Annotated in this window: 19 protein-coding genes and 2 pseudogenes; 9 read left to right on the top strand and 12 right to left on the bottom strand. The window is 38.4% G+C overall.

Annotated features, from left to right (window positions below):
* Window positions 1-36: 36 nt before the first annotated feature.
* From AC0KTX_RS12890 to AC0KTX_RS12870, 5 genes are all read right to left on the bottom strand, one after another.
* Entirely contained in the window at window positions 37-1,794 is a 1,758-nt protein-coding gene (locus AC0KTX_RS12890; RefSeq protein ID WP_474252571.1) for an FTR1 family protein, read from the bottom strand.
* Window positions 1,795-1,826: 32 nt separating this feature from the next.
* Window positions 1,827-3,125 (bottom strand): iron uptake transporter deferrochelatase/peroxidase subunit, encoded by a 1,299-nt coding sequence (efeB, locus tag AC0KTX_RS12885; RefSeq protein WP_474252570.1) that lies wholly within the window; start codon window positions 3,123-3,125, stop codon window positions 1,827-1,829.
* Window positions 3,126-3,128: 3 nt separating this feature from the next.
* On the bottom strand, window positions 3,129-3,977 hold the full coding sequence (gene efeO, locus AC0KTX_RS12880; RefSeq protein WP_474252569.1) for an iron uptake system protein EfeO: 849 nt from the start codon (window positions 3,975-3,977) through the stop codon (window positions 3,129-3,131).
* Between the two features lie 430 nt (window positions 3,978-4,407).
* Window positions 4,408-5,718 (bottom strand): methyl-accepting chemotaxis protein, encoded by a 1,311-nt coding sequence (locus AC0KTX_RS12875; protein ID WP_474252568.1) that lies wholly within the window; start codon window positions 5,716-5,718, stop codon window positions 4,408-4,410.
* A gap of 302 nt (window positions 5,719-6,020) precedes the next feature.
* Window positions 6,021-6,215 (bottom strand): chemotaxis protein CheW, encoded by a 195-nt coding sequence (locus tag AC0KTX_RS12870; protein ID WP_474252577.1) that lies wholly within the window; start codon window positions 6,213-6,215, stop codon window positions 6,021-6,023.
* Between the two features lie 565 nt (window positions 6,216-6,780).
* On the opposite strand from AC0KTX_RS12870, the gene AC0KTX_RS12865 reads away from it, so the two are divergent.
* From AC0KTX_RS12865 to AC0KTX_RS12850, 4 genes are read left to right on the top strand one after another with little or no spacing between them, the layout of a single operon-like run.
* Window positions 6,781-7,797, top strand: coding sequence for a Wadjet anti-phage system protein JetD domain-containing protein (locus tag AC0KTX_RS12865; RefSeq protein WP_474252567.1), 1,017 nt, complete (start codon window positions 6,781-6,783; stop codon window positions 7,795-7,797).
* A 35-nt stretch (window positions 7,798-7,832) separates the two neighbouring features.
* Complete coding sequence (locus AC0KTX_RS12860) at window positions 7,833-9,284, top strand: DEAD/DEAH box helicase family protein (protein ID WP_474252576.1); 1,452 nt, start codon at window positions 7,833-7,835, stop codon at window positions 9,282-9,284.
* Complete coding sequence (locus tag AC0KTX_RS12855) at window positions 9,284-10,024, top strand: DUF6063 family protein (RefSeq protein WP_474252566.1); 741 nt, start codon at window positions 9,284-9,286, stop codon at window positions 10,022-10,024. Before AC0KTX_RS12860 ends, AC0KTX_RS12855 begins: the two co-directional genes overlap by 1 nt.
* Entirely contained in the window at window positions 10,011-14,423 is a 4,413-nt protein-coding gene (locus AC0KTX_RS12850) for a coiled-coil domain-containing protein (RefSeq protein ID WP_474252565.1), read from the top strand. The genes AC0KTX_RS12855 and AC0KTX_RS12850 overlap by 14 nt, the downstream gene beginning before the upstream one ends.
* Window positions 14,424-14,990: 567 nt before the next feature.
* Here AC0KTX_RS12850 and AC0KTX_RS12845 read toward each other — a convergent pair.
* Complete coding sequence (locus AC0KTX_RS12845; RefSeq protein WP_474252564.1) at window positions 14,991-15,122, bottom strand: hypothetical protein; 132 nt, start codon at window positions 15,120-15,122, stop codon at window positions 14,991-14,993.
* Window positions 15,118-15,626: pseudogene (locus AC0KTX_RS12840) on the bottom strand (alcohol dehydrogenase catalytic domain-containing protein); the annotation flags it as partial. The pseudogene AC0KTX_RS12840 and the gene AC0KTX_RS12845, both read right to left, overlap by 5 nt.
* Before the next feature lie 67 nt (window positions 15,627-15,693).
* Between AC0KTX_RS12840 and AC0KTX_RS12835 the strand changes: the two are divergent.
* A complete protein-coding gene (locus AC0KTX_RS12835; protein ID WP_474252563.1) occupies window positions 15,694-15,921 on the top strand; it encodes a hypothetical protein in 228 nt (75 codons plus the stop codon).
* Between the two features lie 101 nt (window positions 15,922-16,022).
* Entirely contained in the window at window positions 16,023-17,390 is a 1,368-nt protein-coding gene (rpoN, locus tag AC0KTX_RS12830) for an RNA polymerase factor sigma-54 (RefSeq protein WP_474252562.1), read from the top strand.
* A gap of 212 nt (window positions 17,391-17,602) precedes the next feature.
* Here rpoN and AC0KTX_RS12825 read toward each other — a convergent pair whose 3' ends face one another.
* The 5 genes from AC0KTX_RS12825 to AC0KTX_RS12805 form a co-directional block, all read right to left on the bottom strand.
* Window positions 17,603-18,964 carry an APC family permease gene (locus AC0KTX_RS12825; RefSeq protein WP_474252561.1) on the bottom strand — a complete coding sequence of 454 codons (1,362 nt, stop codon included), beginning with the start codon at window positions 18,962-18,964 and terminating at the stop codon, window positions 17,603-17,605.
* Between the two features lie 11 nt (window positions 18,965-18,975).
* A complete protein-coding gene (locus AC0KTX_RS12820; protein WP_474252560.1) occupies window positions 18,976-19,881 on the bottom strand; it encodes an acetamidase/formamidase family protein in 906 nt (301 codons plus the stop codon).
* 280 nt (window positions 19,882-20,161) lie between these two features.
* Window positions 20,162-21,499 carry a hypothetical protein gene (locus AC0KTX_RS12815; protein ID WP_474252559.1) on the bottom strand — a complete coding sequence of 446 codons (1,338 nt, stop codon included), beginning with the start codon at window positions 21,497-21,499 and terminating at the stop codon, window positions 20,162-20,164.
* Window positions 21,496-22,197, bottom strand: coding sequence for a response regulator transcription factor (locus AC0KTX_RS12810; protein ID WP_474252558.1), 702 nt, complete (start codon window positions 22,195-22,197; stop codon window positions 21,496-21,498). Before AC0KTX_RS12810 ends, AC0KTX_RS12815 begins: the two co-directional genes overlap by 4 nt.
* A complete protein-coding gene (locus tag AC0KTX_RS12805) occupies window positions 22,194-22,937 on the bottom strand; it encodes a sensor histidine kinase (RefSeq protein ID WP_474252557.1) in 744 nt (247 codons plus the stop codon). The genes AC0KTX_RS12810 and AC0KTX_RS12805 overlap by 4 nt, the downstream gene beginning before the upstream one ends.
* A gap of 402 nt (window positions 22,938-23,339) precedes the next feature.
* Between AC0KTX_RS12805 and AC0KTX_RS12800 the strand changes: the two are divergent.
* The 3 genes and pseudogenes from AC0KTX_RS12800 to AC0KTX_RS12790 all read left to right on the top strand — a co-directional run bounded on the left by AC0KTX_RS12800 (window position 23,340) and on the right by AC0KTX_RS12790 (window position 25,504).
* Window positions 23,340-23,971, top strand: a pseudogene (locus AC0KTX_RS12800) (LysE family translocator).
* A gap of 202 nt (window positions 23,972-24,173) precedes the next feature.
* Complete coding sequence (locus AC0KTX_RS12795; protein ID WP_340734161.1) at window positions 24,174-24,584, top strand: Na-translocating system protein MpsC family protein; 411 nt, start codon at window positions 24,174-24,176, stop codon at window positions 24,582-24,584.
* Window positions 24,585-24,727: 143 nt separating this feature from the next.
* A complete protein-coding gene (locus AC0KTX_RS12790) occupies window positions 24,728-25,504 on the top strand; it encodes an ABC transporter ATP-binding protein (protein WP_327863918.1) in 777 nt (258 codons plus the stop codon).
* Window positions 25,505-25,582: the final 78 nt, after the last annotated feature.

Below are 25,582 nucleotides of genomic sequence, written 5' to 3'. Positions count from 1 at the left end.
ACCGAAGTACATTTTTTATTGAAGCTTTCCGATCCTTTATTTTTCAACAACTGCCTTTTCATTTGCAGCCGTTTTTTTCACATACATCGTTACAACTATGATTATGATCATAAGGAGCAGCTGCGGCATTATTGTTTCAATTGTTGGATAGAAACCGATTGGTTCAATATAGGGAACATTTGACAATGAATGGGTTGGCAGCATTTTTGCCACCTGCAAGGCATGAATACTGATTCCGAGCATTTTGAATGATAAAACATAAATGAGCAGAGTTGCACCGATAAAAAATGGACGGATTGGAATTGCCGAACTAAAGCGGATGATGACATACCCGATGATCACTAAGATCACAATGGCGATCCCGATCCCTAAAATTAACTGGTTCATTTCCATCGACGGAGCCATTCCGGCGTAGAAAATAATTGTTTCGGCACCTTCGCGAAAAATCGAAAGAAAACTTAACAAGGCCATGGAGAACAAGCTTCCTTTTGCCAATGCGTGTCCGAGATGATCTTTAATATATCGGTTCCAGTGGGCGATATTTGATTTTTTATGAAGCCAAGCGCCAACCGTCAGCATCATCACAACAGCAGTGATGCCAACGATCCCTTCAATCGATTCTCGGCTTCCGGCAACTGTTATTTTGGAGAAAAACATGTTCATGACAACCGCCAGAATTGCACTGGCAATAATGCCGCATAAAACACCGACCCAAATCCACTCTTTTTTGTCGGTATTGTTCATTTTTTTCAGAAATGAAAGCAAGCCGGCGATGATTAACAATGCTTCAAATCCTTCACGCAGCAAAATAAGCATAGCATCTATATACGTATAACTAGTCTTGGCTGCAATGAGCTGAAGGGAATCATACAATTCGCTGATCATCGTCTCAGCTTTATCCACGTTTTTATTGTCAGATTGCAATAAACTGATCGCAGCGGGAATTTCGTTTTCCATGCGATTGTAAAGGGAATAGTTTTTTGTCCGAACTTCCCCTTCAACTGCCGGCCAGATGAGCAAAATTTTGTTCAAATGTTCTGATGCCCCGGACGGGTTATTGTCTTTTAGCGACTGCATGCTTTTTTTCAATAAATCTGTTACATCGCTTAATGTGTATCCATTTCCGGCGGTCTTTTCAACACTTTTGCCGCTTAAAAAATGTTTAACCGAAGCGGAAAGATCTTTTAGGCTCTGTAAAGCTTTCCCTCGATCAGGCGGAGTTTGCGTCAGCGCAATTCTTAACAAAGCGAGCTGTGTTTCAATTTGACCATACGAAACAACGCTTTCGGTGCGGACGATGTTCTCATTTGCCGTCCAAGTTGAAAGTAATTGCTGATATTTCGCGGCTGCTTGGTCAAGTTGATCATTTTGAATCATTTTTTCGATTTCATCAATAAACCGATTCAACTGTTTTAGTTTTTCTTTTTCTTCAAGCGGATTCGTCGGATTTTGTCCTTTTTCGTATGAAGCGAGCGCTTTTGATAAAGCTGACAAGGCTTCACTTATTTCCGCTTCATCTTTTTCAGATTGTGCCAGCGCGTTTTTCACAATTTTTAACTGTTTCTCGACTTCAGCTGTTTTTTTGCTATCAACAGCTTTTATTTTGTTCCATTGTTGTGAGAATTGATCCAAATTGTCCTGTACGGCCTGCCAATTCGCTTCCTTAGTTTTCATGATGGCATCTCCTATTATGACATATAAGTCATCAAGATTCTCTGCGGCTATGGCTCTATTTGAGAAAATACCTACTGTGAAAAGAATAGCGAAGGCAATCAAACCCAATTTTTTATACATCAGTTTCAACTCCTATGAAAGAGAGAAAAGGATTATGAAAATAACGTTTCTCCAATATATCCGCCTTTTTTCACTCCTGGAAGGCAGGCGAAAATGGCACTTCCCCGATGGACGATATATTCGTTTAATTGATCCATTTGCGAAAGCCGCTTTTGAATTGGAATAAATTGTTTGCTTATGCTGCGCTGGAAGCTGATAAACAATAATCCGGCATCAAACGTTCCAGTTTTTGCGTCTATTCCATCCGCATACGAAAAAGATCGCCGCAAAATTTTTTCTTTTCCATCCCCGTGTGCGACTCGAACATGGGCAGTCATCGGAATATAATATTCTCTGTTTTCATTCTTTTTTTCGAAATCCGGCTGATCAAACTCATCTTTCTGGCCGAGGTATGCGCCCGAATCCCGGTATCTACCAAACGTATTTTCTTGTTCCTTTAGAGTAGTCCGATCCCACACCTCGATGAACATTTGAATCCGCCTTACAACTAAATACGTTCCGTTAACGAGCCAGTCAGTACCGTCACCGGGCTGCACCCAAACGTATTGATTCATTTCATTGGAATTTTTCACATTTGGATTCACTGTTCCATCTTTAAAGCCAAATAAGTTTCGCGGTGTTTCTTTTTTCGGACTCGCTTGCTTTGTGCGCTGGAAGCCGGCCTGTCCCCAGCGAAGAACCGCTTTGCCTCGGGCAATCCTCGCTAAATTTCTGACGGCATGAAAGGCAACTTGCAAGTCATCCGCACAAGCTTGAATACAAATATCTCCGCCTGTCCATTGCTCTTCCAACGAATCAAGCGGAAATTTCGGAAGTTCTCTCAGTTCGGCCGGATGCTTTTTTTTCAAACCAAATCTATCCCGGCCGTTTTTAGTAAAGAGCGTCGGTCCAACGCCGAAAGTAATGGTTAAATTTGATGCACTAAGTCCTGCAGTTTCCCCTGTATCATCGGGAGGAAGATATTTATGATCAGCTGCCTCTCCGACAGATTTGCCTTCCGTCATTGCTGCAGCAGCCTTCGTCCATTCTTTAAAAAGCTGAATAAGCTCATTTTTGCCTTCAGCTGTCACGTCAAATGCGGCAAAATATATATGATTTTGCACTTCCGTTGCAATGCCTGCCTGATATTTTCCGTAAAATGGAACAATCGCATTTGTACTTTCTTTTTTTTGAGAGGTCGGCAACACGTCAGCCAATGCCAGCGCCCCTCCAATGCCAGATGCGCCGATTAGCACGCCGACTCCTCCGATGCCGGCAGCTTTCAATACATCCCGTCTTGATATTTGTTTTTTTAAAATCGAAGTCATTTCATGTTCATCGTGTTGAGACATTGGCTACCCCTCCAGCACGATCCCTATTTGAGAAAGCGGTTCTGCCAGTTCATTGATCGACTGGCTCAACTCTTTTACTTGATCCTTGGTTAGCTCAGTATATGAAATATACCCGTCGCCTTTTTTATATTTGTCAAGAAGTGCATAAACTGCTTGAAACCGCTGTTCGATTTCCTTGGCGAGCGCCTCATCCTTTTCCTTAAGGGCAGGGCTCATTAATTCATAAATCTTTTCAGCACCTTCAACATTTGCCACAAAATCATATAAATCTGTATGGGAATAACGATCTTCTTCTCCTGTCACTTTTGATGTTGAAACTTCATTTAAAAGGTCCACTGCACCGGTGATCAAAAGTTCGGGCGTCACATCAACCGTTTCAACTTTTGCGCGCAAAAGCTTTACATCTTTTTTAAGCTGTTCAGCATATGGTTCATAGCCTTTTGTCGTGTTTTCAACCCAGAGGCCTTTTTCAATCCGATGATAACCACCCCATTCCGCTTCAGGAACATCACCTTCCCGAGCGTCAATTTTCGGATCCAGTTCCGCAAACGCTTCAGCTAGTGGTTCAGAACGCTCATAGTGCATGCGAGCCGGCGCATAAAGTTCTTTTGCTTTTTCCACATCTCCTGCAATCACCGCATTGGCAAACGCTTCCGTCTTCTTGACAAATTCATCAATCTCAGCAATTGCATACTCGCGATAATTTGTTGATACTTGGCTTAAATCAATTTGGGATTGATCTTCCGCCGCCTCCTTTTTTGCCGGTTCCGTTGAATTTTCATTTGCTTGCGAACAGCTAAACAACAAACTGCTTGACAAAAAGAATACAACAGGTAGCTTAAAATACTTCATGAATAAACAACCCCTTGAATATAATGATTTTCATTCTCAATTATATTGAGAATGAAAATCAACATCAATAGTTTTTGCAGTTATGCTAGAAAAAAAGTGCACACTATCAATTTTTGCAAATATTATGGGCAAACAAAGCGGCATGTGTTTGCTAAAAGAAATTATATTGGAAGGTATTTGAGAAATGGGAAATCAGAGGATTTTCTCTTTCCAAACAGGATACGGAACATTTGTACCCTGTTTGGAGAAAACGATTTCTTATCGATTTGGGATCGTCTGGTAAGAACCAGCTATCCAACATTTCAAAATTCCTAAATTTCAAGGAATATTTGGATGGATTTCGTATTTTTGACAAAATGGAAAAAGAACATTAAGATTTAAAAAGGAAGGCACTCTTGTATGGAAACTCATTTTCTCAAAAGGTGTTTTTCTATTTGCTGGCTTTTATTTGATTGAGATTTTCCGGCATTGGGTTATTTGCCCTTTTTTTGTTTTCAGCATCGCTTTTCACAATATATCCTTTTGTAACTTCTTCTAAATTTTTGGCCATTTCTTGAAGTACGCTTGAGGAAGCATCTAAATTTCGGGCAGTTTGTACTTGCTCCTCAACATTTGCATTTAACTCTTGTGTTCCAGCTGAAATTTGTTGAGCAGCACTTGCGATGGAGTTGATTGCTTGATTTAACCGCTCTGTTGCTGAAACTTGCTGCTCGACAGCACCTGCAATATTTGCTGTATTTGCGTCAATTTCTTTAGTCACAGACATAATGATGTTGAGAGCTGATTTCGCTTTATCTGCTAAGTTTTGACTTTCGATCACTTCATCTCGGACTTTATCAATTTCGGATACTGCTTCATCTGTGCTTTTCTTATTTCGACTAACAATTTCGATAATATTTTTTGCGGCTTTTGCACTTTCTTCGGCCAGTTTTCTTACTTCTTCCGCTACAACCGTGAAACCTTTTCCATGCTCACCGGCACGGGCGGCTTCAATCGCAGCATTTAATGCAAGCAAATTGGTTTGGTCGCTAATATTCGTTATCACACTGACAAGTTGTGTAATTTCGTTTGATTCGTCACTGAGTCTTGAAATTGTATTTTTTAATTTTTCGGAGGCCGACGCAACCGATGTCAGTCGTTGAACAACATGTTCCACTGCGTCAACACCTTCCTGGGAAGTTTTTAAGGAAGATTGCGTTACAGAATTCGCTTGTTGTGTTGAAGCATTAATTTCTTCAATAGAAGCATTAATTTCTTCAATTGTAGCTTGCACTTCTTCAATATTAGCGCTTTGTTCTTGAACACTTGCGGAATTCTGTTGTATAGCTGAAGACAACTCTTCCGTAGATTTCATTGATTGATTTACGGATTCTGATAAAGAAGTGGAGAAATTATACATTTCATTCAAATCGTTTTGCAGTTTAATAATAAGATTCCGCAAGCTTTCGGTCATTTTATTTATCGTTCTGGCCAGCACTTCAAGTTCGCCTTTTGCTTTGACTTGAACGGTCTGACTTACATCACCATCTATAATGGCTTGCGCCCGCCCCGTCAGCTCGGAAATGGGCTTTACTAAAAAATAATGAAGAATACTAAAGACTATCAAAATCGATGCTGCAGATATCGCTAAGGAGACCCACATGTTATCCTTTAGAAAGTAATCAAAGATATAAGAAATGATTTCACAAACAATTAATGTAAGCAAAATAATCCAACTGGAGTATGATAACTTCATTTTCATTTAATCCTTCCATCCTCTCTAACTTTTTAAGATTTGTCCAATAGCTTATGAAATTGAGCTATTTTCTCGACATAATCTTTTTTTGTTAGAAAATGTAGCTGGATTAAAAATATATGAAGCTTCGACTAAGTCACTAGATTCTTTTTCATTTCTTTCAGTTGTTCTAACTGCATAACATCGTCGCTGCTTATTAATTTTTCAATATCTAGCAGAATCAACATCCGATTTTCCATTTTGGCTATTCACGCTAAAAATTCAACACTGTTGCCAGTGATTGTCGGAGCAGGCTGAATTTACTCCTCTTAAATATCAAATGCTTCATTCGCTGTTTCAACAATTAAACCTACATCATCTACATCTGCTTCCTTAATTGTTGCAACGGATAATCGAGTTTCATTTGTATATGAAATAGCCCCCATTGATAAACGTTCACAAAGATCAACAATTGGAATAATATTTTCCCGGAAAGTTATGATTCCTTTGACGTAAGAAAGGATTGCAAGGAATCTTTGTAATGCTTGGCAATCATTCTATAGAGCGAACCTGATGAATGTTGATTCCAAAGAATATATTCGGTAATCTGATCACTACACACTTCTTTTTATATTATTACGCCTCCTTTCTATTGGTCTTGTACGAATCTTGCCTCTGACATTATAAATATGGAAAACTCAATATAAAATAGCCTCTTACTCCTAATTATTTCTCGTTTTTATCATACTTTTTGACCAATTATATTTTCCTAGTAATATCCTTTTATTTACTTTTTATAGGAATATAGATTGGTTAAGAGGTAAAACATCCACTGCTTCTACTGTCCGCGTGAGCCATGTCTATTTTAAAAGGATTAGAGGAAGTGCGAAGTTGAAACAGATTAAAGGGCAAAGCAAGAAACACAAATTTCTTCAATACCATCCTTTGCGGCTCAAAAATGCAGTACCCCACAAATTTCGAATAAATTAGTTGACAAAAAACACAAATACAAAATTATGGATAATCAACACTCGTAGATCTTCCTTTTGTATAATAGAACTATAGTGAATTTCTAGGAGTGTATTTGGATTGGAACAAATCAAAAGGTTGTTGTCTGCTTTTCATAAGAAAACGATTTCGCTTGATGAACTTGAACGATTAAGCAAGCCTTGGATTTATACGTACAATGAGTTTTCCAAAACAATTTTGCAGTTAGAAAAGGAACATATTCTTGAAATGGTAAAATCGAAAGGGCGTACGACTAGAACCCCGTCTTTAGCGTTTTCTTATCGAATTAATAAAAGTTTATTAATGGAACATCACCATAAAGAACTGCAGCATTACCGCAGCAAGCTTCATCCAGCGATTAACATTGATGAATATTACAGCAAAGATCCGTCCGTTTGGAAAAACGATTTGCCTTTCATTTTGAAAATTGATCGGTATTTAAAAAGGCATTCATTTCCTTCTGAACCGGTCCCAGCCCCTGAGCGCAGCCTTGAACTAGTGGGTGATGAAAAATGGGTGACCGAAGGGGGAGGAAAAGAGTTATTAGAACGAATTGGCATTTTTCATAGCTTGCAAATCATTCCTGTTTCCGAACCGTTAATGTTTGCCATAAACCCAAAAAAAGTGAACGAAACAGTCCAACTTCATTTCATTGTGGAAAATAAAACGACATATCAAGGATTACTCCCCGTACTGAAAGAGGCGGCTTTTTCCACCCTCATATATGGGAGCGGGAAAAAGGTGATTCATAGCATTGAGCAGTTTTCAATGCAATATCCTGTGAAAGCACACCATCATTTTTATTATTTTGGGGATATCGACCGCGAAGGAATTTCCATATGGTATTCTTTAACAAAGAAACAACCCGTTTCATTAGCACTACCATTTTACCGCGCCTGCTTACAAAAAGAGCCTGCGGTTGGCAAGGAATATCAAAAAGAAAGAACAGAAGCCGTAGAAGCATTTCTTTGCTTTTTTACAGCTGATGAACAGTCCCAGCTAAAATCTCTGTTGGCGAACGGTCTTTACTATCCGCAAGAAATCATCAAAACACATGAGCTACAACAAATTTGGAGGGAAGCGAATTGGACAACCTAAATGTTCTCGAGGCAACGACCGGGTATTGCGAACGTATGAGAAGGCTGGCGCTTTTTGACCCTCTATTCGAACTTGATCGAAAACGTGAAATAGATCAACAAAATCAACCCATTGATATGAAAGGCCTCGGATTGCTTACCTTGTTATTTTTCTTTGAACAAAAACTAATAAGGCAATACAAAACAGGTGTGAAAGAGCTGGCCGCTTTTTTGAAAAAACTGACAGAAAATGAGTATGTTTTAGATGAGGCATCGTATGAAAAATTAGCACGGACAATTATCCAAACGTTTCGACCGACGACGGGGAGAAAACGGAATTATTCTTTTTATGACTGGGAGGAAAGGACAGAGAACATCATTGAATACTCCATTTTGAAGGCGAATGATTTCGATGTAAAAACGAATACGCAATATTATACTCTGGATGAAGATGGTTTGGAATTAGTATTTGCGACAAAGGAGTTTTATAGTGAATTCCAGCTGTCGATCAATCAATTAATGCTTCGGAAGCAATTAGAAAAAGGGGAATTTGCGGGGGCGTTGAGACAAATCAACGAAATGAGAATTGATGTAGAAACATTGGAAGAACGAATGATAAAGTTAAAGCATGAAATTCAGCGAAGCATCATTTCAGAAGAAACGTTTGAACGATATAAACAACTTCTTGAAGATACTTACAGCAGGCTGATGAGAGAGGACGAGGAGTTTAAGGAGCTGCGTGAATTTGTCAAAGAAACGAGAGAGCGACTCTATTCACGGGATATTCATCAAAAGGAACGAAAGACATATGAACTTGTCTTAAAAATCAACCGGGAATTAGAATCGGTGCATTACGCTCATTCCGGTTTACTTGACAAAGCTTTATCTTTAAAAAATACGACTCTCGCCTCAGCACAAGAATCTCTTTATTATACCGGTCTCCATTCATTTAATTTCGATCAGGATCTTGTTTCTTACATAGTCTCCACGCCTCTTCCGCTAGAAGCGATGAAAGGGGTGTTACATCCTTTCTTAAAGGTGGAAGAAAATACGTTTTGGTCTCCGCTGGCTATTTTCGAGGAACAAAATATTGCAGAAGAACGTGATGAAAAAGATGGACAGCGATTTATTGAAGCGGATGAAGGAAACAGCGACGATCCATATAGAAGATGGCTTATGTCTAAATACAAAGAGTTAATGCGCCTATTTTTACAAGCCTACGAACAGAATAGAGGGCATACGCTCTCACAATTTATGAATTACTTAGACGAAATCGGACAGTCCTACATTTATGAACAGCGCTATTTTTACGATTTTTGGCTTATTATGCATCAGCGTTCACCTATTCAAAGCGGCAAAATACAAGAAGAGGAAGGAAATACGCTGCTAGGAGATGCCATCTCACTTCTAGGGACTTACGAACTAAACGTTCAAGAAGGGCAAGAGATTATTCAAAAATGTGAACGTTTTTCCATGCAAGAATTAATAATTACGGTGAGTGAGAGATAATGAATTATCCAGAACAAAAAATTATTCAAGCTTTTCAACTGTATACAAAACTGGCACGCGATGGAGCCGCTGATGGGCAAGCGGTTCAGCTTTACAAGGCAGATGATGATATACGTGCATTATTGGATGCGTTTAGTAGAGAAGTTGATTGCGTCATCATCCTGACGAGCGAGCAAATGTTTTTAGTACCGCTCACGAAACTTTCGCCTTTTCATGTCAGCAATGATTGGATTAAACGAAATTATCTTCGTTCAGGCGCAACGAACGGAGATATTTACTTGCTGTATTTTGTGACTCTCATCTTATTCGGGAGTTTTTACGATACGTATCAAAGCCGGGAGCAGACAAGAACTTTCCTTCGTTTGGATGAATGGGTTCATCTCGTCCAAGAGCGCATTGATCAATTAAAAGAACATGATCTGGAGGAAATAAAACAATTTGAAGAAGAGTTTTCTTATAATTGGAGCTTAATTATTGAAAAATGGGATGCGATGGATGATATAAAAGAAACGGCAAAAAAACAAAGCGGCAACACGATCAGCCGCTTAAGCTTTATTGATACGGCAAGGAGATTTTTAATAGATCAAGGACTTGTGGTGGATATCGGAAATGATGAAATTACGTTAACGGAAAAAGCGAAAACGATCATTCAGCGTTTCTTTATGGAAGTGGAATATAATAAAGGGATTTTCGAATTTATTTATGGATTTGAAAGGAAGGAAGAAGATGCCGTCCATTAGCAAAATCCGGCTGACGAATGTCGTGTATGAAGAAGGGTTGAAACGGTACAACGATGAAATTTTCCGCTTTGACGGCCATAATGGGGCGATACTGCTTGAAAACGGCGGAGGAAAAACGGTTTTGATTCAAACCGTCCTGCAAGCGATTTTGCCTCATGTGGAGGTAGCGAACCGAAAAATCAAGGACACGCTCCAACTCGAAAGTGCTCCTGCTCATATTGCCGTTGAATGGATAATGAATGATGAACCGAGACGCTATGTGGTGACAGCCGTATCGCTGTTTATAACGAACAATGGATTAGATTCGCTGCGCTATGTTTATGAATACAATGCTAATGATCCGAACGGAATGGAAGGCATCCCATTTGTACGTGAAGGAAAAGATGGAAAACGACCGGCTGAGCGGGGAGAGATGCAAGATTATTACAGTTATATGAAAGAAAAATCGTTCCATGCCCGTACGTTTAACACAATTAAGGAGTACAAAACGTTTTTGGAAGAGCAATATCACATTATTTCAAGTGAATGGGAGAGTATTGTCAAGATTAATAGTTCAGAAGGCGGTGTCGAAGCTTTTTTTGATGAGTGCAAGAGCACGAACCAACTTTTTGACCGCTTGCTTATTCCAATAGTCGAAAACTCCATTGTAGGTCACGATGCGAATTTATTCGCAGATATGTTCGAAAAGCAGCATACGAGCTTTAAACAATATAAAAAGCTAAAAGAAACGATCGAAGAAAATAAGCTCATTCAACATGAACTGGAAAAATATGTACAAACATATGAACAGTTTCATAACAGTGAACAAACTTATTTAAAGGCAAAGCAACGTGCAAAAGGGGCTTGGCTCGAAATGCTTAAGCAAAAACAGGCATGTGAGGATGAACGAACAGAGATAGAGAATAAGCTTAAGGAGTGGAAAAACAGCAGTGATGCACACAACAGGAAATTTGCCTCTTATGAAATTTTATCTGAACAGACATTATGGAAAAAATTTGACCAAGAATATAAAATCGCCCTCGCACGACGGGAAGAGAAAGGAGAAGAGCTCACTCAACGGGAAAGAGACTATTATTCCTTGAAACTAGCGGGGCTAAAAGCGAAGCGAAAAGTTCAGGAAGAGCGTTTAGCGTATATTGAAAGCGAAATGAAAAAGCTTGACCAAACAGAAGAGCTGATCCATTATGAAGAGGAATTCGAAACAGCCCAACGTGCACTACTAGGGTGCTTCATGGAACAATTAGATGCAATCGAAAAAGAAGAGCAAGGTCTCAAATATGAATTAAATCCGATTGACTTAAGGCTCGAACAATTGATGAAAGTGCAAAAGGAATGGAACGAAAAGGAGCGAAATGCTCGTGATCAATTATCCGCTATTAAAAGCCGAATCGAATCAAGGATCAACGATTTAGAAAAACTAAAACAACAGCTTCTAGCAAACCCGTCCCAGGAACATGTGAGAGAAGAAATAGAAAAATGGATCAATCGGCAGCAATGGTTGGATGAAGAAATCATTCGTTTACAGCAAGAGGTTAAGCAGCTTTTTCAGGAGGAAAAAGAAGCGGAAGCAAGAAAGGAAGCTTACCAAGATGAACTTTCAACCGTGCAAAGTGAACAAAAAAGTACGGACTATCAACTAAGAGAAATTCAACGGGAAGAAGAAGCGCTTATTCAAAAGTTGGCGTCTCTTAGACCTCAATGGGCGACGTTGGAAAGTGTTCATGCAAATGAAGCTACGATCGAAATGAGATTGATAGAACAAATCGAAAAAAGAATGAAAGAGCGAAACACATTGTTGGTTCGCGAACGTATGGCCTATCGGTTTGTAGATGATTACGGTAGCCAAGAAACGTTTTTCGGAGATGCGTTTTTAGAACAACAGCTAAAATCATGGAAAAACCAATTTGATTATTTGGCGACAGGCGTTGAATTTTTACGCTCTCTAGATGAAAAGGACCGCTTGAAGAACGAAAATTTTCCGCTATGGCCGATTACGTTAATTACAACCGAAAAATCAAAGGAACGGCTAGTTCAAAAAATAAAGCAGGTCAGCGATCGCCTCCAATTGCCGATTGTAGTGATCTCAACGGAAGAAGCCGTAAATATCCACGACGGACAATTTCAACATGGCTGGATTGAACCGCGTCATTGGGATGAGGCAATAGATCCGGCATCTTTTCAAACATGGAAAGATAGAATTAAAACGAGCGCGGCGGAAACGACAAAGCTGCGCGAAAAGAAAGAAGATGAAATCAAGTCGTGGCAAGAAGTGACACAAGAATTTAAAAGATTTCTTCAGGTGCATCCGTTTGAAAAGGTAGAAACTCTTCATCAAGCCTATGCGCAATTCGTCGGCCGAATCGAGCAGTTGACGATGTCCATTCAAAAAGAAAAAGAGCGAATTGATGAACTGCGCATGAAAACAGCCAAAGCCCAATCTCTTATTCATAACTATGGGGAGGAGAAGAAAGGGCTCGAGGCAAAAATTGAAAAAGGAATGCAATATCTTCAATATGAAAAAGAAATAGAGGAAGACCGGAAAAAACATAAACAGTGGCAAGAAACGATTGTGTTGATCGAGAGAGAATTAAAACGTGTGGACAAGCAGACTCATGATGTTTCAGAACAGAAAGCTGCTATTGAAGATCGTATCAAATCATTACAAAATGATATTCGTTATATTAAAGAAAATGATGAGTATCAATCACTGCGGTCGCTGCAACCGATCTATTCTGGTGAAAGTCAGCACATCATTCGCGAAAAAATTCGCGAATTGGAATATAAGATCCGGCAAATTCAAACGACGTACGGCGAGTGGAAAGCGAAACAAGACTTTGAAAAACGAGAACTTGACCGTTTAACGAAGGAAATCAATGAGTTAAAACAGGAGCATAGTGGTTTAGACGAAACGAGGTCGTTTCCAAGTGATGGACGACAGCTGTTACAATTGTTAAAGGAGAAAATCTCTTCGTTAAAAACCGAACTTAAAAATCTAGATGGCGTCGTGGAAAATAGGCTTGCTCTAGCAGAGAAACAAAAAGGGAAATGGGAGTCCAAATTAGAGCAATTTCAAAAAAATTATCCGAATCATGGAATATTTCAATTTGCAAAACCGCTCGATGTGATAAAAGAAGAACTGCAAAAGGAAAAAGAAGATATAGACAAAAGAAAAGTATATCTTCATCAAGAAAAAGACCGGATTGAAAAAAAATTGAATAACATCGAGGAAGCGGAGCACGGCTTGGATCGGTTTGTTGAAGGCCATCATTTCAACGCACCGCACATATCGGCACTTCCATTAAGTTCCGAGGAAAAATTGGAATTAATGTATCATCATAAGCGCTTTGTCAAAGCGATTACGGATGATCTTCAAGAGTGCAAAAAGGTCGTTGAAGAAATGAAAGGCCATGTAGAACGGGCGAAGCGTTTATTTAGAGACTTTTGCAACCGTTCGATCAAAGATGTAAAAATGCGCCAGATGGCATTAAACGGAATCGAACATAAAGAAACTTACGAAGACATCATGGATTTTAAGAAAAACATGATGAGAAGTGTCGAAAGTGCGACGAATTATGCCAATGAACACATCCGGCAAAAAGATGCGGAGCTCCAAACGTTCATTAACCATATTCATTCCCATTTGAGAACGGTAGTAGAGGAGCTGAAACAAATTCCAAAGAAAACGAGGGTCAAAGTAGGAGACGATTGGAAGCAAATCTTTACTTTTTCCATTCCAGAGTGGGAAGAGGAAGCCGGCAAAACACGAATTCGCGACCACATAGAATGGATCCTGAAGCAGCTTGAATCCGATCGATATGTGAATGAGCACGGCCAGCAAGACGATGGAAAAATACGGAAAGAAATTGAAATATGGCTACAGACGAAACAGCTTTTACAAGTTGTCATGAATAATGAGGTAATGAAAGTAAGCTGCCGCAAAGTCACGAACGATAACAGAGTGACGTCGCGCTCCTATTCTTGGGAGCACAGCAATCTCTGGTCCGGCGGGGAAAAGTGGAGCAAAAACATGACCTTATTTTTAGGCATACTTAACTATGTTGCCGAGAAAAAACAGCACATCAAGCCGAATATGAAACGTCACCGCTCGGTCATTTTGGACAATCCGTTTGGAAAAGCATCGAGCGATCATGTATTAAGTCCTGTGTTCTTTGTTGCTGAGCAACTTGGTTTTCAAATGATTGCTTTAACAGCACATGCGGAAGGAAAGTTCTTGCAAGACTATTTCCCGGTCATTTATAGCTGCCGACTCCGACCATCCTCTGATCCCAATAAAAAAGTTATGAAAAAAGAAAAATGGCTTCACCATGCTTATTTTCAAGATCACGAGCCAAAATCGCTCGAGCGATTGGGAGAAGCGGAGCAGTTGGAATTGTTTTAGACGATGGCAGACAGCCGCCTCCTTATTTAACAATGGGGCGGCTTGATTTGAATTTCACTATCATTGTTTTTGGTTAAAGAAAGGCATCCTGAATTTTTTCCAGCCATAAAGGTAAGAAATAAGGGCTTTTTTGGTATTCTTTTTTTCATCGCAGGAACACGAGAATTCCAAGTTGTTTTGCAGCAAAAATCCAATTCCATTTAAGTAAAGTGAGCTAAATTCTACTTTTAAGAAATAACAAAATGTAACGTTTGATCATTAAGTAATTGAAGGTTCCAGAAAAGCCAAATTCTTTGGATAGTGAAAGATTATTTAGAAAAATCGCATAAACTTTTTGAATATAATATAAATTTATACTTGCGGATAATTTGCGCTGTTTACACTATAGCAACCGATAGATGTGAAAAAGAAATTACGTATTTTAAAGCGGGTCATGATCCGCTTTTTTAGTTAATGGCAACACTTAATCCTGTTTATCATCAAAGGTCAATGCTTCCAGAAGGATAAGATATTTTTCGCGCAATTCACTAAATAAGCTTCTAAATCATCATTAACTGTGCCCGCTTCTTAGAATCCGTTTAATTGGAAGGCGGAGCTGGTGTTTAATTTTTCGGGTAAATACTTTGGTGTGATGATGCATGTCTCTCCATCCGCCAATGTGGCCGCTCTTTTGACAACGTTAAACAGCTCTCGTGCCATAAATAGCCACCCATTACCCGGCCGTGCACCAGATACTTTTAATGCTTTATATGTCGTTACTCCATCGCATAAAATGGGTGCTACTTCGATTGGATCTAAATTAATTTTCGCTACATAATCAGCAGGAGCTTTACAGTATTCCGCATATCTCTCATCAACAGAATATCCGCCGTTTAATTGATGGGGGCAAAGTGTTTTTTGGCCTGTCAAACAATATTCGCATTCTCCGCATGCGGAATATAACCACGGGATGCCAACGCGGTCTCCGACTTTTATTGATTTCACTCCTTTTGCGGCTTCAACAACAATTCTGACCCCTTCATGACCAAGAATCAACGGCAATTTCGGTTTAACAGGCCAATCTCCATGAGCTGCATGCAAATCAGTGTGGCAAACGCCGCTTGCATCGATCTTAACTAAAACTTCACCTTCCTCCAGTTTCGGTTTGTCAACCTCTTTAATTTCAAGCGCTTTCTTAAATTCACTGACCACTGCTGCCTTCATTCATACCAACCCCTTTCGTTTTTTCAATTTTATCTCTTACAAAATTGGTACCAAAAGCGGTTAATTGATGGAATATTTAAAAAATGATAAGTGGATTTTGACCGAAATTTCTGCTTACATGACAAAATTTTGGCAAGTTGAATTTGCGAAAAAAAAGAAAAAGTCGATTGTTCCATTTGGTTCTCTCTGTTACAATGGAAAAGAAGAATATTCAAAAAAGCTAATGGTTCGTTTTAAAGGTTTCAAGCAGAAGAATAAGATTGCTGCGATAAGCCGGTTATTCAAAGGCGGGTAACAAATTGTTTTATATATTGCAAACGCTTACATTTCTTGGGGAGTTTTTTCATTGTTTTTGTATAACGGGCATTTTGAAAAAGTATAAATTGGAGGGTCAATATGCTGGCATTAGGTTTCGATTTATCTCAAAAGCAAACTTTGAAACTTGCCATGACACCTGAATTACAACAATCTATTAATATTTTGTGTTACTCAGCCGTTGAACTTTTAGATTTTTTGCATAAACAGACAGCTGAAAATCCGTTCTTGGATTTATCAGCTAAAAATGAAGAAGCGCCCCGAATATCTGAAGGTTTTCATGCTTTCGACGCTCGATCCGCTGAAATTTCAATGAATGGAACGAATAGCCGTAAGGACTATGACTATGATCCGATCAATCATTTTTCTGCCAATACAAAAACGCTTGAAAGACATTTGATGGAACAATTGGCGATGGTGAAACACTTAACGGAATTACAACAAGATATTTTAAAGTTTTTAATTGGAAATATCAATGATAACGGATACTTGGAAATAGAAGCTGAAACAGTGGCCTGCATTTTTTCGGTTTCCATCAATCAGGTTGAAGAATTGATAGGCGTTCTACAATCGTTTGATCCAGTCGGCGTCGGCGCTAAAAATTTAAAAGACTGTTTGCTCATTCAATTAAGATCGATGCCGGATTTTCATGAATTAGCTTATCTGTTAGTGGAAAACAATCTTGCAGACGTAGCCGAGAAACGCTTCAAGAAACTTGCAAACCTTTATCATACAACTCTTCCGAAAATACAGGAAGCCGTTGATTTTATTAAAACACTTAATCCGCGTCCGGCAAGCAATTTTGGTGCAGAACTGACCCATTATATCACACCGGACGTTATCGTAGAAAAAAAGAAAGAAGAATTTATCATTACTGTAAATGACAGCTTCATGCCGAAACTAACCGTCAATTCTTTCTACAAAGATATGTTAGAGAAGAAGCAGCTTGATTCCGCACACAATTACTTAAAAGATAAATGGAATGAAGCCAACATGATATTAAAAGGAATTCAGCAGAGACACGCTACCATTTATAAAGTGGCAAAGGCGATTGTTGAAGAACAGCAAGAATTTTTTCAAACTGGCGCAAAAGGGTTAAAACCAATGAATTTAAAAAATATTTCAAGCAAGCTGGGACTGCATGAATCAACTGTCAGCAGAGCGACGCACAATAAATATATACAAACTCCATACGGACTTTTTAAATTTAAAGACTTTTTTACGAAGGGATTTGCCAAAACGAATGGTTCTGAAGTCGTTTCATCTGCAGCGGTCAAGGAGAAAATTAAAGCCATCATTCACAACGAAGAAAAGAAAAACCCTTGTTCTGACCTGAAAATCGCAAAATTGCTGGAGCAGCAAGGATTAAAAATTTCCCGCCGCACGGTGGCTAAATACCGGGAAGAGCTTGGAATACCCGGGTCATCAAAAAGAAAACGCTTTTCATAACTTGGTAGATTTCGTTGGAACCTGAGGAATCGTAAAGTATTTTGTCGCCGTATACGGCACGGTCTGTTAAATTAAAATTTTGTTCCGGAAGAGTAAAAAAACAACCAGACGGAGTTTCGCCCGGTTGTTTTTGATACAAAGAGTCTTTTAAAGGAACATTGCCACTTTATATGCTTTGCATGCCGCACATCCTTTGTTAAGTAGAAAGGGAACTATTCCAGACTCAAAGCCGTATCTTTTTTAAATAACTTCAATCCGATTAAATAGATAATCCCGATTCCCAACCATATGAAGCCAAGAAGTTTTGAAAGCGGATCTAGATTGATCCAAACATACCCGATAATTATGAAACCGATGAAAGGCAGGAGCAAATGGCTGACATAATTTTTGCTTTTTTTCTTTCTGATAAAATAATAGATCACTGATATGTGCAGGAACAAAAATGATGACAATGCTCCAAAATTTACAACAGAAGACAGCTTGCCTATTTGCGATGAGAAAAAAGCCGTTATAATTATCGAAACGACAGCAATAAGCAAAGTGCTTAAATAGGGCGTTTGATATTTCGGATGAACTTTTGATAAAAAGGTTGGCAATTTTCGGTCGCGCGCCATACTGTACAATATTCTCGAAATGGCTGCTTGGGCTACTAATGCATTTGCAATGCCCCATGAAAAAGCTGTTGCAATAATCGTCAATACCTTGAGCCAAGTTCCACCGGCTATTTCAGCAATTTGATAAAAAGCGACATCAGGATTTTGAAAAGCTTGAAAATCCGGCCAAATCAGTGCAGCGACCCATGTTTGAATAATAAACAAGGCGCCGACCGTGAGCAAAGAATAAATACACGCCTTTCCAATCGATTGGCTGCCATCCTTTGTTTCTTCAGCTAAAGTGGAAATGCCGTCAAAACCTAAAAAACTCAACACAGCAATCGAAACGGCTCCCATAACCACATTCATGCTAAAATGGTTTTCATCATAAAGCGGCTTCATGGTAAATTCAGCACCGTTTACGCCTTTTATAATGGCTGCTATTCCTACAAATAGAAAAATAGCCAAAACGATCAGTTCTAAAATGACAATAATTTTATTCGCCCTTGCCGTAAATTCAATTCCACGGACGTTGATCACCGTATTGATTGCAATAAATAAGATTGCCCATACTACTATCGGAATTTGCGGAACAAGATCATGCAATGCTGATGCGCTAACAAGGTACAGCAATGCAGGAACAAAAACATAGTCCAGTAAAATCAACCATCCTGCAACAAAGCCTACGGAATCATTAATTCCTCTTTGTGCATAAGAATAAACGGAGCCGGCAATTGGAAATGCTTCGGACATTCTTGCATAACTAAACGCCGTAAAAATCATGCCGACCATGCCGATCAAGTATGTTAAAGCAACCATCCCATTGGAACCTTGTGCAACAGAACCATAAATTCCAAAAGGAGCAATCGGAACCATAAAAACCATGCCGTAAATCAACAAATCCCAAAATGTTAAAGACCGCTTTAATTCTTGTTTATAGATAGGCTGCTCCTTTGCATTTGAGATTAATGGTGCTTCCATCCTTTTTCCTCCTAGAAAATTTTCGAAATGTTAAGGCTGTATAATATCGTTTTCGGCACATACATTCTTGCTGTTTTTAAAGGATCGACAATTTGGCTGACTTGCACATGCCCAGCGGCGCTTAACAACATCATCACTTCATCAAGATGCATCTCTGTTCGTTCCGTTAAATAATTCGCCATTGTTTTGACAGCGACATCTGCCGCTTCATCTAATGTAGGTTTGGAAACAATAAAAGCAAAGCCTTCATCATTTTCAACAACTGGGGTCGATAAGTTTTCCCCTTTGATCACTGATAGGGTTACCGTTACTTTTGCAGGAATCTCAATGCCGGAAACGCCAACTTCGCCATCTCCCATTGCAGCATGGACATCCCCTAAAGAAAACAGCGCCCCCTTATGAAATACCGGAAAATATACAGTGGCGTTCTCCGTAATTAAAGTTGTATCCATGTTTCCCCCGTGTTCTCCAGGTGTTCCGCATGGCACTTCACCGTCTTTTGGGGCAACACCAATCACGCCGATCATTGGATTTAAAGGCAATTCAATCTGTTCATTAAAACGGGCTTTCCCGTTAGAAACTGGAATTTTTTTGATGGAAAAATAAGAAATTTGATCCCCCATGACACCTAGTTCAGGACCCGTTACCATTGTACCTTCGTTGTCCAATTCAATTTTCTCAATTTTTACCTTCAGAATATCTCCCGGTTCTGCTTCTTCAACATAAATTGGACCCGTTGCCGGATTAATTTGGTTCCAATTAATCGAAGAATAGGCGGTCGATTCGCTTTCAATTTGGTTTAAGAAACAATCGAATGTTTCAATTGTCACTCGGCTCCCTGATGCAACCCGCATTACCGGTTCATGTTTAGCGCTCATTTCATAAATATAAGAATTGCGTGCCAGAAGTGTTTCCATCTCAATCATCCTCCCTGAAATAAGTTTTTTAAATTTCAATTAATTCCCAATATTCCGTTCCCTATAGAAAATTTCTGTCTGAACAGCAGTTGGCTACTTTTTAAAGGCGGTCAAGTCAAATGAAACCGAACTTGCCAACGGTGGATAACGGGGGTGCTCGGACGCTCATCTGCATCAATAAATGTCAGGGTTGGCGGATCGAAAGTGCATTTTCTTTAATATTAAAATATTTTGAATATTATTTTTTACGAAATCTTGCCCCGCTTTTATAAAATCTTGTTTATTTTCTGAACTGCACTAAATTGGATATAACAGCAAGAGTAATGGAAGAGATTCCAGCTGTTGCGGCAGCCAATAAGGAATTTTCAAACAACCAAATATAGAGGCAAATGAACCATATGGAAAAAATGCTGATCGGAAACCAAATCGTATGTTTTTTCTTGCTAAACAGCAAAGACCAGAAAGGAAAAGATACCGCAATATATAAAAGAAAATAGCTTGCAAATAGCATGTTCAAATGATTGTTTAAGAAATATTGGACAAAAGAGGCGGCGAAAGTTCCGCAAATGACAAAAAGATAGAAATTTTTAAGTTTTTTTGGAGTACGGTCTTTGTTTCTGAATAAAGAAACGATAAGAATGGTAAAGGAATAGATTGAAAAAATGACGGCATTTGCCACACTAAAAAGCCAGACAATCACAACCATGATGTTGAGACTTTGCAGTGGGAGGTTGAATATATTTTTACTAAGCATGTCAAACGTTCTGTAATGGTATTTACTTAACAGATAAACGATAAACAACATGACGGACAATGGAATGGACGAAAAACAAAAAATAGATAATTTGATTGCACTGTAACGGTAGTTATCGCGGATGGAATGAACAACTTGCCACAAAAAAGAGTGGGTGGCCAGCATGCCGATGGATGCCATAAGAAAAGATAAAATAAAAATAAATTTTGGCCGATTCCAATGAAAATTGAAGAAAGTATAAGATTGGTAGATTTGATGAATGCCATCCTTTAAATAGAAAAATAAAGGAACAAACAAAATGATAAAACCGCCTATCACTAGAAAAGTGTAGCCTGTTCGGTAAATTGTCGGCATTCCGCCCAGCCCGGCAACCATCACGCAAAAAGCAATAAATAAAACATTAAAGATCAAGGGGGAACGGGAAAAATTTAAAGAAAAAACGTGATCAGCCAATGTTAGCTGCAAAATAAAACCGTCCATATTGGCAATCAAAATGATGAGCATAATCAATCGAAAAGCTGCTGGTGTCAATTTAGCTCGGTAAAAATTGATTACTATTGGCTCATATATATTTTGGCTTCTCATTTGTTTTGTTAGATTTACCAGAAATACATAAATCAAAAGAAAAAAAAGAAGGAAAAAAAGAACACTGAAAAATAAGCCGAAATGGAAAATCGTAAAAATAGGAATGAAAAGAAATGCTTGCATAAATAATGACATCCACAATAAAGTGGTGCCTTGTTTAATGCCAAGTCCGTTCCTTACCATAATGAACTCATAAAATGCTTGTTTATTTGCGATTTTATCCAAGTTAAAAATAATCAACCCTGCAAACAAAAATAAAATGATATACCAATCAATCATGGTGCTTTTTTCTCCTTGTATTGACGAGGTGTCAAATGGACATGTTTTTTAAAAGAATGACTAAAATGGTTGATGCTTGTAAATCCCGTTTCTTCCGATACTTTTTGAATCGACCAATCAGAATGCTCTTTTAAAAATTTTTTGGCCATTTCGATCCGATATACAACCAAATATTCTTGAAAACTCATCCCGATTTCTTTCGAAAACTTTCTGCTTAAATAATTGGGAGATACATGAATTCTTTGGGCTAAATCTGTTAAATTTATTTTAGAACGGTAATTTTCACGAATAAATTCCAGTGCTTGCTTGACAATGTCCGAAACTCCTTCAACATAGCCAAATTGCTGAATAAAACGGTCAAGCATTCTGTATAGTTCGTCTGTCATAATCGGTTTCACAAGATAATCAAATACTTGCATTTTTATTGCATTTTGTGCGTATTGGAACTCCGCATGAGCCGTTACCATTACGCATTCTGTTTCAAAATGCTGTTTTATATATCGGCACAGCGCTAATCCCGATTCGCCAGGCAAATGAATATCCAACAGGGCCAAATCAACATCGTGCTCATGCAAGATTTTCTTTGCCTGCACAGCATCCTCTGCCTCAAAAAGTTTCCATTCGGGGTATTTTTGATGGATTAAAAATGACAATTGTTCCAATTCCAACAATTCATCGTCCACAATTAAAATGTTCATATTTTTCCCTCCGGTGTAAACGGCCAGACTACTTTTGCAATTGTTTGATGATTGACCCTTTTGACGGATAATTCCGAATAGAGATCGTATAGCAAGGAAAGCCGTTTTTGAATATTTTTTAAACCGATTCCATTCTGTTGGAGACTTGTAACGTCAAAGTCCGGTCCGTTGTCAATTACGAGCAATGTCACCCAATTTCCTTCTCTTGACAGTGAAATGGCAAGCTTCTTGATCCCTGGCTGCTTTTCCAACCCATGTTTAAAGGCATTTTCAACAAGGGTCTGCAGCATATATGGAGGCAAATAAGTGGATTTGGCATCTTCATCAATGTTCAATTCTACCACCAAACGATTGCCGAAGCGTATTTTTTGTATTGAAATATAATGGGAAGTATAGGTCAATTCTTTCATAAATGGAACAAGCGATTCTTTTTCAACATATTTATAGCGGATGAATTGCGAAAACTCCTCGAGGGCATGGGTTAAGTCGCTTGTTCTTCCAAGCCTGCTTAAAGACAACATCGCATTTAAGGAATTAAATAAGAAATGCGGCTGAATTTGTTGGCTGAGCTGCAAATACTCCATTTGATGCAATTCTTTCTCCATTTCCATTTTTTTATTTTCCAACTGCAAATAATCAAATTCTTTCTCAAAAAAACCGAGCAATAACAGAATGACATAACTGGCTATGGGGATCCCCAGCCCTAGTAATATCAGTAGAGTAAAAAAGGATTCATTCATTTGAAAATTTCCCCTTTAGAATTCGAACGTACAAATAATCCGTTTCATTTACGACTCATTATACGACGAATTTTTGCAAGCATTATGAGTATACCGAATAAAAATGAAATTTTCACCTTGGAGCACCCGGTTAGGAGAAAAAGCACTTGGGGAACACGAGATTAGATAGCGATGTTGGAATGGCGGCACTAATAAAGTGGAATCATTCAATTTGATTGGTGCAAGACTTTCTTCGTTTAGCTGTTTTTTATTCTTGAACTTCTACGGAAGAACGAATGGCTTCCTTTATCTTCCGTAGACATTTGCTGTCTGCCGCTGGAAAAAAAGGCAGGGGTTTAGTTACTGACTCTAAAGATGTTATTATGTGGTTAATTAATGATAAATTGAAAAGAAGGTATGCAAATGTTTGGAATAACGGGTTACGGAGTTAATTTATGGCAATATTAATGAATGTAACGCCCGGCACCGATACAATGTATATCATTAGCAGAATTATGTCACAATGCAGAAAAGCAGGCATTTACTCTGTGCTTGGAATATCAACGGGTTCTTTCATCCATACTTTATTTGCTGCCTTTGGTCTATCGATTATTTTGACAAAATCAATTGTGTTATTTACTGTGACTAAAATCATAGTTGCTGCTTACTTGATGTATCTTGGCATCAAAATAATGTTTCAAAAATCATCGCTAAAAGTTGAATCCTCCGGTATTGCAGAATGTGAAATTTAGAAAGATCTATATGCAGGCAGTCATAACAAATGTTACAAATCCAAAAGTAGCTTTATTCTTTATTTCTTTTCTTCCGCAATTTATTATGACAAACAATCCTTATGGCTCTGTTCCGTTTATTATTTTAGAATTTCGTTTATTATAACAGGCACTCTTTGGGTTTTAATCGTTGCCTATTTTGCTTCATTCGTTACGAAAAAACTAAGAGAAAATACAAAAGTCACAAACTTATTAAACAAATTCACTGGGATTATTTTTATAGGGCTAGGAATAAAATTATTTCAAACAAGAGCGCCTCAATAAACTTTAAACTAGTTTTAATAATCGACGGATTGCCTCTTGCTTAAAAAAATAAATTCACCTAGTCTGCCATGAAAAAACAAAATGAAGATGAACACAAAATGTTTATAAAAATTTGTTAACTTACCTTACAAAGGTTAAGACTCTATTAAAAACCTTGTGATACATTATTGACAAATAAATGAGGTTTAAGAAGGCAAATGGGGTGTTTTCCCAATACATATTGGAGGTGAAGGATATAATCGCTCAAAAACTGCCGCCTACGTTAGGCGATTTAAAACAAGCCATTATGAGAGAATATAATCAAGTGAACCAAATGATTTTTAAAGTAGGGGTTATTGAACAAAAGGTAAATATTTTCGATAATAATATTCTCATTTTGGCTAAACATCGGAGAATCTCAGTACTCAAAATTATCGATGAATCGGATGGTGCTCTATCCAATACAGTCGATCGAATTCTTATTGAAAAATCCAAAGCGCTGCTTCAAAAAAATTTTGGAGAGCGATTCGGATTTGAGATTCAACTAATTATAAAGGATTATATTGCGTCAAAAGAAATGAGCGTGACTTTGATACTATTAGATAAAAATGTCGAAGAATATTTGACTGGTTAAATGAGCTCATTGATGAAATGAGAGCAGGACAACCGTCAGTACAAGATTTGAGGGATGTATTATGCCTTCTTTCTTTGCTGGTGGTTGTCTTTTTATTTTCACAATAATTACATTCATTAAAAAGTATAAAGAGGTGAAAAGTGTTGTACAAGTTGGAAATAATCAATATCAGCAAAATATTTAAAAAGAATGGAGTAGAAACGATCGCTTTGTCAGAGACAAATATGAAAATCCCTAAAGGAAAATTTGTCAGCTTAATCGGACCAAGTGGTTGTGGAAAATCTACGTTGTTTAATATCATTGCTGGGCTGTTAAGGCCTTCAAGCGGAGAAGTGCTGCTGGACGGAGAAAATATTATCGGAAAAAAAGGGTGTGTCGGCTACATGCTGCAAAAGGATTTGCTATTGCCCTGGCGGACCATTTTAGACAATGTCATTTTAGGACTGGAAATTAAAGGAGTTACAAAAAAAGAGTCGGAAGAAAGGGCCATTCCTTTATTGCATCGCTACGGTTTAAAAGGATTTGAACATCATTATCCGAGAGAGCTTTCAGGAGGAATGAGGCAGCGGGCGGCACTTTTGAGAACTTTGCTTTACGACCAGGATGTTATTTTACTCGATGAGCCGTTCGGGGCTTTGGATGCACAAACTAGATTGATGATGCAAACCTGGCTTTTGCAAATATGGAGTGACTTTAAAAAGACGGTATTATTTGTCACCCATGATATTGATGAGGCCATTTATTTATCAGATGAAATTTATGTCCTTTCCCCTAGGCCAGGACGGTTGAAAGCAAAAGTAACCGTCAATCTGCCAAGGCCCAGAGAGGAGCAGACTATGTTGTTAGATGAGTATATCCGATTAAAACAAGAGCTTTTAGAATTGTTGAAAGAAGAAGAGCCGCTTAAAAGAGTAGAATAAGGAGCATTCCTGTTAGAAGTTTTTTCGGGGACTTGAATAAAAAAAGCCCTCTTGGTATGATTCGGGGGTGTCAATCAC

It is taken from the genome of Aeribacillus sp. JST-2, assembly GCF_056032925.1.
Note: the sequence above shows the minus strand (reverse complement) of the source record. Positions and strands in the feature narration are given on the sequence as shown.